Origin of the sequence: Serratia sp. CY29653, from assembly GCF_052169255.1 — a bacterium.
Classification (GTDB): Bacteria; Pseudomonadota; Gammaproteobacteria; order Enterobacterales; family Enterobacteriaceae; genus Serratia; species Serratia sarumanii.
In genome coordinates this window covers 976,258-990,434 of sequence record NZ_JBJNLC010000001.1, presented here as the reverse complement: position 1 = coordinate 990,434, position 14,177 = coordinate 976,258, and the positions used below count along the sequence as shown (strand labels likewise).

At 59.4% G+C, this 14,177-nt stretch carries 15 protein-coding genes; 3 read left to right on the top strand and 12 right to left on the bottom strand.

Features of this window, described 5'->3' with window-relative positions; all coding sequences use genetic code 11:
• The first annotated feature begins 97 nt into the window (after positions 1–97).
• Complete coding sequence (locus ACJ8HN_RS04900) at positions 98–397, top strand: Arc family DNA-binding protein (RefSeq protein ID WP_033653022.1); 300 nt, start codon at positions 98–100, stop codon at positions 395–397.
• 59 nt (positions 398–456) lie between these two features.
• Here the strand turns inward: ACJ8HN_RS04900 and lapB are convergent, their stop codons facing one another.
• From lapB to ACJ8HN_RS04845, 11 genes are all read right to left on the bottom strand, one after another.
• Positions 457–1,629 (bottom strand): lipopolysaccharide assembly protein LapB, encoded by a 1,173-nt coding sequence (lapB, locus tag ACJ8HN_RS04895; RefSeq protein WP_033634721.1) that lies wholly within the window; start codon positions 1,627–1,629, stop codon positions 457–459.
• A gap of 6 nt (positions 1,630–1,635) precedes the next feature.
• Positions 1,636–1,938, bottom strand: a complete 303-nt coding sequence (locus ACJ8HN_RS04890) for a LapA family protein (protein ID WP_004930650.1) — start codon at positions 1,936–1,938, stop codon at positions 1,636–1,638.
• Between the two features lie 291 nt (positions 1,939–2,229).
• A complete protein-coding gene (locus ACJ8HN_RS04885) occupies positions 2,230–3,027 on the bottom strand; it encodes an SDR family oxidoreductase (RefSeq protein WP_049195433.1) in 798 nt (265 codons plus the stop codon).
• A complete protein-coding gene (locus tag ACJ8HN_RS04880; protein ID WP_442523116.1) occupies positions 3,024–4,547 on the bottom strand; it encodes an FGGY family carbohydrate kinase in 1,524 nt (507 codons plus the stop codon). The genes ACJ8HN_RS04885 and ACJ8HN_RS04880 overlap by 4 nt, the downstream gene beginning before the upstream one ends.
• Complete coding sequence (locus ACJ8HN_RS04875; RefSeq protein WP_103772341.1) at positions 4,540–5,604, bottom strand: ABC transporter permease; 1,065 nt, start codon at positions 5,602–5,604, stop codon at positions 4,540–4,542. Before ACJ8HN_RS04875 ends, ACJ8HN_RS04880 begins: the two co-directional genes overlap by 8 nt.
• 10 nt (positions 5,605–5,614) lie before the next feature.
• Positions 5,615–7,114: a sugar ABC transporter ATP-binding protein gene (locus ACJ8HN_RS04870; protein ID WP_369783689.1), complete on the bottom strand. Its 1,500-nt coding sequence runs from the start codon at positions 7,112–7,114 to the stop codon at positions 5,615–5,617.
• Positions 7,115–7,123: 9 nt separating this feature from the next.
• Positions 7,124–7,741: a DUF2291 family protein gene (locus ACJ8HN_RS04865; RefSeq protein ID WP_060421013.1), complete on the bottom strand. Its 618-nt coding sequence runs from the start codon at positions 7,739–7,741 to the stop codon at positions 7,124–7,126.
• A 64-nt stretch (positions 7,742–7,805) separates the two neighbouring features.
• Positions 7,806–8,738, bottom strand: a complete 933-nt coding sequence (locus ACJ8HN_RS04860) for a D-ribose ABC transporter substrate-binding protein (protein WP_442523115.1) — start codon at positions 8,736–8,738, stop codon at positions 7,806–7,808.
• Between the two features lie 63 nt (positions 8,739–8,801).
• Positions 8,802–9,602, bottom strand: coding sequence for a GolD/DthD family dehydrogenase (locus ACJ8HN_RS04855; protein WP_033647564.1), 801 nt, complete (start codon positions 9,600–9,602; stop codon positions 8,802–8,804).
• Positions 9,603–9,612: 10 nt separating this feature from the next.
• On the bottom strand, positions 9,613–10,518 hold the full coding sequence (locus ACJ8HN_RS04850; protein ID WP_033647566.1) for a transketolase family protein: 906 nt from the start codon (positions 10,516–10,518) through the stop codon (positions 9,613–9,615).
• A gap of 2 nt (positions 10,519–10,520) precedes the next feature.
• Positions 10,521–11,324, bottom strand: a complete 804-nt coding sequence (locus tag ACJ8HN_RS04845; protein ID WP_033634732.1) for a transketolase — start codon at positions 11,322–11,324, stop codon at positions 10,521–10,523.
• A gap of 388 nt (positions 11,325–11,712) precedes the next feature.
• Between ACJ8HN_RS04845 and ACJ8HN_RS04840 the strand changes: the two genes are divergently transcribed.
• Entirely contained in the window at positions 11,713–12,507 is a 795-nt protein-coding gene (locus tag ACJ8HN_RS04840) for a DeoR/GlpR family DNA-binding transcription regulator (RefSeq protein ID WP_033647568.1), read from the top strand.
• Between the two features lie 22 nt (positions 12,508–12,529).
• Here ACJ8HN_RS04840 and pgpB read toward each other — a convergent pair whose 3' ends face one another.
• Positions 12,530–13,291: a phosphatidylglycerophosphatase B gene (pgpB, locus tag ACJ8HN_RS04835; protein WP_033634735.1), complete on the bottom strand. Its 762-nt coding sequence runs from the start codon at positions 13,289–13,291 to the stop codon at positions 12,530–12,532.
• Positions 13,292–13,570: 279 nt separating this feature from the next.
• On the opposite strand from pgpB, the gene ribA reads away from it, so the two are divergent.
• Positions 13,571–14,164 (top strand): GTP cyclohydrolase II, encoded by a 594-nt coding sequence (ribA, locus tag ACJ8HN_RS04830; protein ID WP_019452695.1) that lies wholly within the window; start codon positions 13,571–13,573, stop codon positions 14,162–14,164.
• Positions 14,165–14,177 lie beyond the last annotated feature (13 nt).

Here is a 14,177-nt window from a genome sequence, read left to right as displayed (position 1 = left end):
TTCTTTGTTACAGAAATATTAAATTTTTATTACACACTAGACACCCGATCGTCAGTGGCTTAGCTTGAAGGCATCTTCCTGCAGAAAGGCTTTCAAAATGAGCGAGATATCGACACTTACCATCAAAATTCCTCTGGAACTGAAGGAAAAAATCCGCGCCGCCGCCGCTGAAAACGAATTTTCGTTGAGCGTGGAAGTATGCCAGCGCCTGGAAAACAGCTTCAACGCGCCCGCCGCCAAGGCAGAAAAGCCGGCCAAAAAGGCGGATGAGCTGCACCACGGCGAGATCGACAATCAAAGCACCGAAGAAGAGGTTGAACAGCCGCTGAGCCAGAAAGAACTGAAGAAACTGCGCCAGCTGTTGAAAACCGGCGCCAAAGGCGGCAAGAAAAAGTAAGCGGCAAACGAAAAAACGGGGCGATAAATCGCCCCGTTTTGTTTTGCCCCGCCGCCGCGTTATTGCCCGTCCAGACCGCGGATCGGTTTGACCGATGACCAGGCTCGGCACGACGGGCAATGCCAATAGAGCGAGTGCGCGGTGAAGCCGCATTTGTGGCAGCGGTAACGCGGCTTGGTGCGAATTTGCTCGCCGACCATATCGCGCAACAGCAGCAGGCTCTCTTTCGCCCGGCCGTCTTCGGCGTCCGCCAGGTGATAATCCATCAGCCGGTAAAACACGCGCATGGTCGGATGGCGCTGCAGCTGGCGGTTGATATAGACCTGCACCACGTCGCGCCCTTCGTGCTGTTCGATGATCTCGGCCAGCATCAAATCGGCGGTGGCGCCGGTGTTCTCTTCCACGCAGCGTTTCAGGAATTCAACCCAGCTGTGCTGTTGTTCCGGCAGATGCGTGTAGCATTCCTGCAGCATCGGCAGCGTTTCGCTGACCAACTCTTTATCCTGGCTCAGCACGCGTTGCAGCGACTCTGCCGCTTTGGCGTAGTCGTTTTGCGCCATATAGATGCGCCCGAACATGATGGATACGCGCGCACACTGTTTATCGGCTGCGTCCGCACGTTTGAGCAGGCTCATCGCCCGATCGAGATCGTCGCTGCCCATCGCCTGCAGCGCCAGTTCGCAATAGAAGTGCGCGATCTCGACGCGCTGTTTCTCTTTACCCAGCTTGACCAGCTTTTCCGCCACGTCGATCGCTTTTTGCCAATCGCTGGTGGCCTGATGGATCACCAGCAGTTGCTGCAGCGCCGATACGCGAAAATCCGCTTCGTCAGTCAACTGGCTGAACATGTCTTCCGCGCGATCGTACAGCCCGGCCGCCATATAGTCGCGGCCCAGCTGCTGTACCGCCAGCAGGCGCTGTTCAAAGGTCAGGGAGGCGCTTTCCATCAAGGCCTGGTGGATGCGGATGGCGCGGTCGACTTCGCCGCGCGAACGGAACAGGTTACCCAGCGTCAGGTGGGCTTCAACGGTGTTGCTGTCCTCTTTCAACATGTCGAGGAACAGATCGACCGCCTTGTCCTGCTGGTTGGAAAGCAGAAAGTTCACCCCTGCCACGTATTCACGCGACAGGCGGTTGGCTTCTTGCTGTTTATCCTGCTGAGCGCTTCTGCGCCCCATGTACCAACCGTACGCGGCAGCCACGGGCAGCAACAGAAACAGCAGTTCTAACATAGAGGATTATTCCTTGCTGACAACGGGCTGAGCCGCCGGTTCAGCGGGCTGCTCAAGCTGCAGCTCCAGCCTTTTGATCTTGCGCTCGGCGCGGCCCAACGCAATGCGCGTGCGCAGGTAAAACAGGCCGCAAATGATCCAGCCGAGAACAAAACCGGCGCCAAACAGCGTGGCCAACAGGGTCGATACGCGATAGTCACCCTGCGCAACCAGATAGTTGAAATTGACCACCTGATCGTTATGCGCACCCAAGGTGACGGAAATCACGAAGATCACCAGAACCAACAAAAAAATCAGCAAATATTTCACATTCTTTCCCGCGATGCCGAGTGAATCGGATGAACGATGCCAAAACGTGGCGTCCCTAACCCTTAAGTTAGCATTTCCCACTGCGGCAGGGAAACCCTGCGGCACGATAAAACCACATATCTGCTGGCATATTCGGCAGTAAACGGCCTTAGCGAACAAATTGATGAGAAAGCTTCTCAAAACGTCGAATTTATAAGGATATGGGGGCGACGGCGCGGATTGCAATGGCGGGAAAATGTAAGCGGTTAATGCGGCGCCGTTCCGACGCCGCGTTTTTGTGACACAGTCACGTCATGACATGATTAACCCGCCGTCCACATTGATGGTTTGGCCGGTGATGTAGTCGGCATCGTCCGAGGCAAGAAAGGCCACGAGACCCGCCACGTCCTCGGGCTGACCGGCGCGCTTGAGCGGAATACCCGCCACCCACTCGGCCATCAACTCCCCTTTGCCGTAGGTTTTTTCCGGCCCGCTGAGAATTTCGCCCCAAACGCGGTCGTTATATTCCCACATCTCGCTTTCAATGATGCCGGGGCAGAATGCATTGACGGTAATGCCATACGGTGCCAGCTCGAGCGCTAAACTTTGCGTAATGCCGATCACGCCCATTTTGCTGGCGGCGTAATGCGGTGTGTAAATGAATCCGTTACGCCCCTGACCGGAAGAGGTGTTGATCAGTCGCCCCTGGCGCTGGCCGACCATATATTTAGCCGCTTCCCGGCAGCAGAGCCACACCGCAGTGGTATTTACCGCCAACACTTTCTCAAAATCGCTTTTGGGCATCTGGTCAAAACGATCGATAGTGATCACCCCGGCGTTTTGAATGGAAACGTCGATCGCGCCGAATTGCTCCCAAGCCTGACGATAAAAATCAACCACCTGCGCCTCATCGGTGACGTCGAGGATCACCGGCAGAATCTCCACACCATAACGCTGGCGCAGCGTTTCCGCCGTGGTCAGAATGCGTTCCGCATTCGATGCAATCACCAGATTGGCGCCCAAACGGGCGAAGCGCTCGGCGATGCCGGCCCCAATGCCGCGGCATGCGCCGGTAATCACCACGGTTTTCCCCGTGAAATCACGATTCATGGTTGTTCTCCTGTCATCAATGAGCTCGCCTGCGGCCGCCACAAGGTGCGTTGCACCGCCTGCCGCCAGGCGCTGTAGTTTTCCTGCAGCTGCCGGTGGCGCTGCATATCGGGTTTAAATTCATCATGTTGGGGCAACAATGCCGCCAGTTGCCGATCGGTAGTCCCCCACAGGCTGCGCATCGCCATCAGCGCCGCCCCCAGCGCCGAGAGTTCCGCCGTGTTGCTGCGCCACACCGGGCAACCCAGCAGATCGGCCTGAAACTGCATCAGCCAGTCATTGCGGCTGGGGCCGCCATCGGCCATTAACCCCTGCAATGCAAAACCCGGCTGTTGCCGCAATACGCCGATCACATCGGCGATTTGATAAGCCACCGACTCAAATGCGGCCCGCACCAAATGTTCCCGCCGCGTGCCGCGGCTGAGGCCGCAGATCACGCCGCGCGCCTGCTCATCCCACCAGGGTGCGCCGACCCCGGTCAGTGCCGGCACAAAATAGACGCCACCGCTGTCGGCCACGCAAACAGGCAGTTCACTTAACGGCGTCTCGCCCCCCGCCGGCATGGCGGTGATATCCAGCATCCAGGCAATGGCGTCGCCGGTGTGGGGAATATTGCCCTCCAGCGCATACTGCATACGCTCGCCATCGTGCCAGGCGACGGTCGTTGCCAGAGCGCTCGTGTCGCATTGCGCTTCGGCGATCGGCGCCATCACCGATGAACCGGTGCCATAGGTGGCCTTAACCTGCCCCGCCTGGCCGAGCGCATGGCCGTACAGCGCCGCATGCGAATCACCGACCATTGCGCCAATCGGAATGCCGTCGGCAATGCCTTCCAATCCCAACGTCGCGCCGAACACATGGCTGGAGGGGGAGATCGTCGGCAGCGCCTGGCGGGGAATGTTGAACAGCGCCAGCATCCGCTCGTCCCAATCGCCGGAGGCAAGGTTCAACAGTTGGGTGCGAGCGGCATTGGAGGTATCGCAGCCGAATGCCTGTCCTCCGCTCAACTGCCACAGCAGCCAGGCATCGATGGTGCCAAGGCAGATTTCCCCGTTCTCCGCCATCCGTTGCCCCCCTTCGCAGCGATCGAGCAACCAGCGCATTTTCGCCGCCGAGAACAGCGGTGAAAGCGGCAGGCCGGTGGCGCGACGCACCACTTCGGCCTGCCGATCGTGCCGCAGCCGTTCACAGAAATCGGCGGCGCGCGTGCATTGCCAGGTTAGGGCCGGCCCGATCGGCTGGCCGTCGGAACGCCGCCAACCGATGGCGGTTTCACGCTGGTTGCTGATGGCGATACCGGCAATACGGGATGCGCCGGCCAACGCAATCGCTTCCCGCAGCACCGCCAGAGAGGCTGCCAGTAAGGCCTCGCCCCGCTGTTCCACCCAACCGGGCTGCGGCGTCTGCAGCGTCAACGGCCTGCTGGCTCTGGCGACGATCGCCCCCTGCGCATCCACCACCACGGCCTTGGCGTTGCTGGTGCCTTCGTCCAACGCGACAATGCAATCCGCTTTAGCCATGGCTCACCTCAGCCAGCGGCTGCACCGCTTTTTTCTCCTGCCTCTGCATCAAAATGACCTTGCTCTGCAAACGCTGCTGGAACTGGTCAATCACCACGGCGGTAACGATCACCAGCCCTTTAATCACCATTTGCCAGAACTCGCTGACGCCCATCATCACCAGACCGTCCGCCAGAAAAACGATCACAAAGGCGCCGATGATCGAACCGAATACCCTGCCGCGGCCACCGCTGAGCGCCGTACCGCCCAGCACCGTCGCGCCGATGGCGTCCATCTCGAACATATTGCCGGTCATCGGGTGCGCGGTTTGCAACTGAGAAGCGATGACCAGCCCCACCAGCGCCGCACACAGCCCGGAGAAGGCATAGACGAACATTTTCACTTTGACGATCGGCACCCCCGACAGCCGCGCCGCCGGCTCATTGCCGCCAATCGCATAGATATAACGGCCCAGCGGCGTTTTCTTGGTGAGATAGATCCCCAACAACACGATGGCCAACATCAGCCAAATCGGGTTGTAAATCCCGAGAAAGGTGCCGGATCCCAGGGCCGCGAAACCGGTGTTACCCAGCGCTTCCATGCCCACCAGATTGGGATAGGTTTTGCCGTCCGCCGTCAACAACGCCGCACCACGCGCCACGTACATTGCGCCCAGGGTGCAGATGAACGGCGCAACGCCGAGCCGCGTAATCAGCGTGCCGTTGACCAACCCCAACAATACGCCCAACAGCGCCACCGCGCCGATCACTTCGAAAACGTTGAGAAACAGCCGGTTGCCATCCCACAGCGGGATACCGACGGTCAACAGCGCACCGGCGATCATCCCGCACAAGCCCGCCACCGCGCCGACCGACAAGTCGATGCCGCCGGTGAGGATCACCAGAGTCATGCCAACCGCCAGCAGCCCGGTAATCGCCACGTGCTGCGTCATGATCAGCAGATTGGAGACGGTCAGAAAATTCGGCACCATGCCGCTGAAGAACAGCACCACCAGCAACAGGGCGATGAAGGTGCGCGCCTGCAGCAAATACATATACAACCGATACTTGGTTTGCATTGCCTTATCCTTATGCGTGTGGGGTTGAGGCGCGGATCAGCGTTTCGCGATCGGCCCGTTCGCGCGGCAGATCGGCCGTCAGTTTCCCGTCCGCCATCACCATCACCCGGTCGGCCAGTGAGACCACCTCATCCAGCTCCGACGAAGAGAACATCACCGCCAGCCCCTGGCGTGCCATCGCGCCAATCAGGTGATAAACGTCCGTTTTGGCGCCGACGTCGATTCCGCGCGTCGGCTCATCGAGAAACACTACCTGCGGCCCGGTCAGCAGCGCCTTGCCCAACACCACTTTCTGCTGATTGCCGCCGCTCAGGCTGGTGATTGGCAGCTCCCGGTCACTCACCTTGATCGCCAGTTTTTCGATCATGCCGTCGACCAGCGCGCACTCCCCGGCCGCCGCCAACGGCCGCAGCGCGTTGCGCCCCAGGCTGGCCAGGGTCATGTTGGCCTTGATCGACATCATCTGCACCAAGCCCTCCGCCTGCCTGTCTTCCGGCACCAGCGCCATGCCCAACGCCATGCGCTGACGAAACCCCAACCGCTCCACGCTTTTGCCGTTGAGCAGAATGCGGCCTGCCGTCTGGCGCATCACGCCGTTGACCACCTTGAACAGTTCGGTGCGGCCGGCGCCCAACAGGCCATAAATGCCGATCACTTCCCCTTTGCGCAGTGAAAAACTGACGTCGTTAAGGCAATAGCCGCCGTTTTCACGCGGCAGCGTCAACTGCTCAACCTTCAGCACTTCATCCCCTTGCTCTGCCGCGCAATAATCAAAGTGCTTGCTCTTTTCCCCGACCATCTTTTCGATGATCCACGGGATGCTGACGTTGCAGACCGGCTCGGCGGCAACAAAACGCCCATCGCGAAACACCGTGATGCGATCGCCAATCTCCATCAGCTCTTCCAGACGGTGAGAAATGTAGATGATGGTGACGCCGCGTTTTTTCAGATCGGCGATCACCCGAAACAGCGTGCGCACTTCAGCCTGGCTCAGCGCCGACGTCGGCTCATCCATGATCAGCACCCGGGTGTCCTTCGCCAAGGCGCGAGCAATTTCCACCAGTTGCTGATGTCCGATGCCGAGACTGCCCAACGGCGTATGCGGATCGATGTCCAACTCCAGCCGCTGCAGCAAGGATTTGGCCAGCTGATATTGATAGTCCACATTGATGCGGCCACGCTGGAAGAACTCGTTGGCCATAAAAATGTTGTCCATCACCGACAGGTTGGGGAACAGGTTCAGCTCCTGGAAAATAATGCTGATCCCGAGCCGCTCCGCCTGCTGCGTGGAAGTTAGCGTCACCGCTTTACCCTCCAGCTCGATGGTGCCGGAGGTCGGGGTTTCCACCCCCGCCAGCAGCTTCATCATGGTCGACTTGCCGGCGCCGTTTTCGCCGATCAGCACGTTGACCTGATTGCGAAACACTTGATAACTCACGCTATCCAATGCCGTGACGCCAGGATAGAGACGCGAAACGTTGCGCGTTTGAATAATGACCGGATCGCTCATCACGCCCCCTTAAGGTTGAATGCGTACCGGCGTGATCAACAGCGGCTCGGCAGGCGCCTGCCAGCTGCTGAATACGCCGTACACGGTAATGTGGTCACCCACCTTGGGCGGGGATCCGGCCAGTTCGTCGATCGAAGCCTGATTAATCGCCCTGGCAAAATCGCCGAACAGCGCTTGGTCATTGAAATCGCCGTAGCTCAGCCCGCGATAGCTGTCGCGCAATGCCGTACCGCGATAAACCGGCCCGATCTGCACCTCCACGCTGCTGAGCGGTGCATCGGTCAGCTTGAGCGTTAATTTTCCGCTGCGCGACCGGGTGTTGACCGCCACGACTTCACCGCTGACCTTAACGTTGAAATAACAAGGGAACTCCGGTTGAGCGCGGTACCCCAGCAGACCGCAGGCGCTGTCAAAATCCTTGGCCTGGGCGATCCGGGCGAGCAGCTCGCCCAGCGGCTGCGCCGTTTTGACCGCTTGCGGAGCGATTTGGCTGCGGTAAATTTCCGCCGCCTGCGCCACATGCGGATTCACCGGGGAGCGAAGCTCCGCCAGCTTTTTCTCCGAAACGATACGGCAACCGCTCAACGCCAGGACGACGGTGACGGCCAGCGCAATGCGCATCGACATAACAACACCTCCGATCGCACCCCGCCGCCGGGACGGGGTGGTGAAAGACGCCGCTCAGCGCGGATTACGGTTTGAAGTTGAAGTCACTGACTCGTTGCGCATTGTCTTTGCCGATCAGGATGCCGCGGAACATCACGCGCTCCTTGCCGGTATAGCTGCCGGATTGGAAATAGCCGTCGAGGATTTCAACGCCCTGCGCGGCGATCACCTGCGCCTGCAACATCACGCTGGCGTAGAGGCTGCCGTTGAGAATGGCGTCGCGTTCATCGTTGCTGCCGTCGATGCCCACCACGGTGACATCCTGCCGGCCGGCGGCCTTCAGCGCCGCCACTGCGCCCAGCGCCACCGGGCCGTTGCCGCAGATCACGCCTTTGATGTCCGGATGCGCCTGCAGAATGCTGTCCATGATGCGTTTTCCCTCCAGCAGATTGCCCTTGGCATCCTGACGCGCCACGCTGACCATCTCAGGGTATTGGTCGATCACGTTGTGGAACGACTGCGAGCGCGTGACGCAGTTATTGTCCGCCAGGTTGCAGGTCAGCTCGGCGTATTTGCCGGTTTCCCCCATTTTTTCTACAAACTGGTTGGCGACGTCCGAGCCGGCCTGGAAGTTGTTATGGGTGATCTGCGCCAACGCCACGCCATCGACCGGGATCTCGCGGTTGATCAGTACCACCGGAATAGCGGCGTTTTTCGCCTGCTGCACGGCGGCGACGCTGGCCTGAGAATCGGCGTTATCCAAAATGATGCCCTGAACCTTGCGGCCGATAACCAGGCTGATCAGCTCCCCCTGGCGCTTAACGTCTTCACCGTGCGACAGCACCAGCGTCTGGTAGCCGAGCGACTTGGCTTTGGCCTCGGCCCCCTTGGCTTCCGCGGCGTAATAAGGGTTGTCCAGCGAGTTGACGAGAATGGCGATCGTGCCTTTTTCCGCCGCCATGGCAGAGGTGCAGGCAAAACCGGTGAGCAGGGTAAGGTAAGTGGCTATTTTTCTCATGATGGTGTTCTCTTATCGTTGTGTTGAACATCGTCTGGTGTTGGCGATCGCTGCGGTTGCCGCTTACCAAATGGTAAAACCGCCGTCGATCATCAGGTCCGCGCCGGTAATCATGTCGCTGCCGTTGCTGGCAAAAAACAGGATCGCCGCCGCAATTTCGTCGGTATAAGCAAAACGCCCCAGCGGGATCAGCTTTTTCATCGCCTCGCCCTTCTCGCCGCGCCAGGCTTTCTCTCCCATAGGCGTCAGCACCACGGTGGGCGATAACGTGTTGACGGTGATGCCGTGCGGCGCCCATTCTTTGGCCATCACCTTGGTCATGCCCAGCAGCCCCGCCTTGGCGGCGGTGTAAGCGCAGTGATCGTCAATGGCGATGGAGGCCGCCTGCGACGCGATGTTGATGATTTTCCCGCCGTGGCCGGCGGCTATCGCACGGCGCGCCAGTTCCTGCGAACACAAGAAGGGCCCGGTGAGGTTGACCGCCAAGTGGCGCTGCCACTCCTCGAGCGTCACTTCCGTCGCCGGTTGCAGATTGACGTAGCCGGCGCAGTTGACCAGGATATCGAGCCGGCCAAAGCGCCGCTGAGCCGCGTTGAAGGCGGCAGCCACCGAGCCGGGTTCGGTCACGTCGCACACCTGGCAGAACACCTGTTCTTCACCCAACTCCCGCAGCGCCGCCGCGGCCTTGTCCTGTTCAAAGGCCGGATACATCAATACCAGGCGCGCGCCCTTCTCCAGCAGCAGGCGATTGGCGGCCATCGCGATGCCGCCCAGACCGCCGGTGATCACCGCTACCTTCCCTGCCAGCGACATCCGGCTATCGACACCGTAGCGTAAATTAACGTCGTATTCGTTCTGCTCCATCGCATTCCCCCTATGGCGTTAACTGAGCATGCAACCCTGCGGCGTCGATGGCGTATTGCCGCCGCAGCGCCGCCCGGCTGCTGCTGTGGGTAAATTCATAAGCCGGCACGCCCAGCGCGGTAAACGGCCGCGGCAGCTGATGCCGCAGCAACAGCTCACCGATGATGGTGCCCAGGCCACCGCTGAGGGCGTGCTCCTCCATGGTCAGCACCCGGCGGTGCGAACGCATCAACGCCACTACCGCCGCCTCATTGAGTGGCCAGAGCGAAGGCAGCGAGACGATGGTCGGGTTATCGCCCAATTCCAGCACCTTCATCGCCTCGTGCGCCACCGTCCCCAGGCAAAACACCAGGCTGTCAGATCCTTGATGCAGCACCTCCGGCTCTCCGGGGCGGAAGTGATAGCTCGCGTTCAGCACCGGCAGCTTGTCGCTGTCCATACGGATATAGGCCGGGCCGGGTTGCGCGATGACATAACGGACAATCTCTGCCGCTTGTCGCGCATCCGCCGGCGCATAGACGCTGAGATTACCCAGCGTGCGGGCGATGGCGATATCGTTCATGCAATGGTGCGTCGCCCCCAGCGGCCCATAGCCGAATCCGGCATTCAGGCCGAGCATTTTCACGTTGGTTTCCGTGTAGCAAACATCGTTTTTCATCTGCTCGTTAGAACGGGCGAACAGGAAAGGCGCGGCGTTGGCGGTAAAGACCGTGCGGCCGCTGAGCGCCATGCCGGCGGCCATGCCCACCATATTTTGTTCGGCGATGCCGACGTTCACCACACGCTCCGGATAAGCCTGCTCAAAGGGCGCGATTTTCGACGTGGACGTGGAGTCCGCCACCATCACGCTCAGATCTGCCCCCGCCAGCTGCTCTTCGATCAACGCCGTCACCACGGCATCGCGTAAGTCCTGCATGTTCACCCCTCCAGTTCCGCCAGCGCCTGCGCCAGCTGTTGTTCGTCCGGTACCGCGTGATGCCAGGCGGCAACGTTAGCCATAAACGACACGCCGTGTCCCTTTTCGGTATTGGCCAAAATCACCCGCGGCTTGTCCTGGCTCGGGCGTTGGATCGCCGCCACCAGCGCCGCCGGATCGTGCCCGTCGCATTCCAGGGTTTCGAAACCGAAAGCGCGCCATTTTTCCGCCAGCGGCTCCAGCGGCATGATGGCCTCTGTCTTGCCCGCCAGCTGCAGCCGGTTGCGATCGACGATGGCAATCAGGTTATCCAGCTTGAATTTGCTTGCCGCCATCGCCGCCTCCCAGTTGGATCCCTCCGCCAGCTCGCCGTCGCCCAGCAGCACGAAAGCGCGGCGATGTGCGCGCCCGGCCAGTTTGTTGCCCAGCGCCAGCCCCACGGCGATCGGCAGGCCATGCCCCAAACCGCCGGAGTTGATCTCCACCAGCTCCGGCAGCTTCTGCCGCACCGGATGCCCGGCCAGCAAGGTGTCGTCGCCCATGAACTGATCGAGCACCGCCGGATCGAGCAGGCCCATCGCCGCGCAGCTGCAGTAAAAACCGCCGGCGCCGTGCCCTTTAGACAAAATGAACCGATCCTGATCGGGCCGGGCATTGCCGCGATCCATCACCGCCATATACAAGGTGCAGATGATGTCGATTTCCGACAGATCGGCGCCGGTATGGCCCTTGCCTGCCTTATGGTTCATGGTCACCACATATCGGCGCGCCTGGCGCGCCGTGTTTTTAATCGCCTGGAAGTCCATCGTCACCTCTGCTTGAGCACATTGATTATCGTTATCGCCTCTAAAACGATCCGCTAACCCGCCATTGACTTTCGAATGGAAATCATATGCAGCAAAAACGATAATTAATGTGGGCAAGATCAAATTTCAAGCAAAAGCACGCAACAGGCGGAATCACAATTCACAAAAAGCAATAAATAACAATGAAATGCAAACATTCAAATAACTTAAAATTCGTTTTACCCGGTGACTTTCGCTGATACCATAGACTTTCGAATAAAAATCAATAGGGGTTGACCGGGTTTATCCATAGCTTTATCAATAATCGCGAGCTAAAATTCAGCGCATCAATAAGGAGTTGCCGTGGCAAACCGCCCGGCGGGAACTGACAGGTGCAGGAGTCTTTCGATTGAAAAGCAAAAGCGAACAGCTGGCGGAAATGCAGCAACGGCGCGAAAAGATCCTCGACATGATCCGCGAAGACGGCTCGGCAACGGTCAAAATGCTGACCGATACCTTCAAGCTGACCGAAGCGACCATTCGCACCGACCTGCGGGTCCTGCAGCAACAAGGCTATGTGCAGCGTTTCCACGGCGGCGCAACCCTGGTCGATGGCAAGCAAAACACCCATGCCATGCTGTTGGAACGCCAGGTCAACCTGACCGCCAAGGATCGCATCGGCAAGCTCGCCGCCGGTTTTATCGAACCGGGCGACACCATCATTCTTGATTCGGGCACCACCACCACGGCTATCGCCAATCACCTGAGCCACATCAAGAAACTGTCCGTTATCACCACCGGCGTCAATATCGCGCTGCAGCTGGGCGGCGAACCGGGCGTGAACATTTTGCTGACCGGCGGCTCGTTCAAATTTCCGACGCTTTCCACTTCGGGGGACAAAGCCGCCGGCTTCTTCGAGAACGTTCTGGCCCAGAAACTGTTCCTCGCAACGGCCTGCATCTCACCCCGCCACGGCCTCAGTTTCCCAAGCGAAACCGACATCAAACTGAAAACGGCGATGATCAACGCAGCCAACACGGTGTATGTGGTTGCCGACTCCAGCAAAATCGATAAGGTGTCGATGTTCGCATTGCCCTGTGACTGGCAGCATATCGACTATTTGATCACCGACGACGGTATCAGCAATACCGCCATACAGGCCTTTGAGAAGGTGGGAGTAAAGGTGTTGGTGGCAGGCGCCTGACGGGCGCCTGCGAGAAGAATGCTTATTCCGGCTTGCGCGCCGCGATTTCCTGCTGCTCTTGCGGCGGCGGCGTCAGCGGGCCAAACCAGCGCTGCGCCAGCCAGCAGGTGACCACCACCAACAGCCAACTGATCAGCGTGGCCATCACCAGATCGCGTGGCCAGTGCATGCCCAGCAGCAAACGGCTGCCCATCACCCCCGTTGCCCACACCATCAGCAGCGCGACGGTTTTATAATGGCGGCGCGGCCACAGCAGCCCTACGCCCAACAGCGCCCAGGTGGCAGCGAACATCGTATGCCCCGACGGGAAAGCGAAACCGGTTTCAAACTGCCAGTGCTTGCGCAGCCAGTTCGGCACCAGGGTCTGATCCTGCAATTGCTCGCGCACCAGCGCGCTGCGCTCTTTGCGATGCAGCGAATAGAAGTATTTGCCGTCCACGCCGTGGTTTTGCTCCAGCCATACCACAAACGGCCGCGGTTCTTGCACCCGATCCTTGATCAGCGACTTGATCCCCTGCCCAATCACCAACGCGGCGGAAAGCAGGATCGCCAGACCGATGGCCGCCTTGAGCCGAAAGCGCAGACACCACAAAAACCAACCGCAAAGGATAGCGCTGGTCAAAATGCCCCACGGCGAGGTCACGGTTTCGGTCACCCAGTACAGCGCTTTCAGCAGCCGATCATTGCCGCCGGGCTGCCAGTGCCAGCCGGATACCCAGACCGCCAGCGGCATCAACAGCAGCAGCAGCGCGCCGCCCGCCGTGCGTTTTGCTATCTCATACATTCCCGTTTTCCTCTGCGTGAATCAGACTGCAGTGTAACAAGAGTGTAATCTTGATAACACGCGAAAAATTAAACAGATAGGCAACCTATCGCAATAATAGGTAGCCGGAAAACGCCATCTGCTGGTTTGCTGAGCACCGCCCGGCAAGAAGTTGTGGCAAAATAGCCGATAATTAACGAAATAGAGATCGGCGCAGCACGTTTTAGTCTTGGTCAATTTACCGAACCGGACTTAGGATGCGCGACAATGATTGAATCGTAGGTTTTTGTGGAGAGTGACATGCAGCTTAAACGGGTGGCAGAGGCTAAACTGCCGACACCTTGGGGCGATTTCCTGATGGTAGGATTCGAAGAACTGGCGACCGGGCATGACCATCTGGCGCTGGTATTCGGTGATATTTCCGGCGAAGCGCCGGTGCTCGCGCGCGTGCATTCCGAATGTCTTACCGGCGATGCCCTGTTCAGCCTGCGCTGCGACTGCGGTTTTCAGCTGGAAGCCGCGCTGGAGCAAATCGCCGAAGAAGGCCGCGGCATTCTGCTTTATCATCGCCAGGAGGGCCGCAATATCGGCCTGTTGAACAAGATCCGCGCCTATGCCCTGCAGGATAAGGGCGCAGACACCGTGGAAGCCAACCACCAGCTCGGCTTCGCCGCCGACGAGCGCGACTTCACCCTGTGCGCCGACATGTTCAAACTGCTGGGCGTCGACGCGGTACGCTTGCTGACCAACAACCCGAAAAAGGTCGAGATCCTGACCGAAGCCGGCATCAACATCAGCGAGCGCGTGCCGCTGATCGTCGGCCGCAACCCGAAGAACGAACACTATCTGGCGACCAAGGCCGCCAAAATGGGCCATTTGCTCGACCAGAAGTGATCGCCGCCGCGGC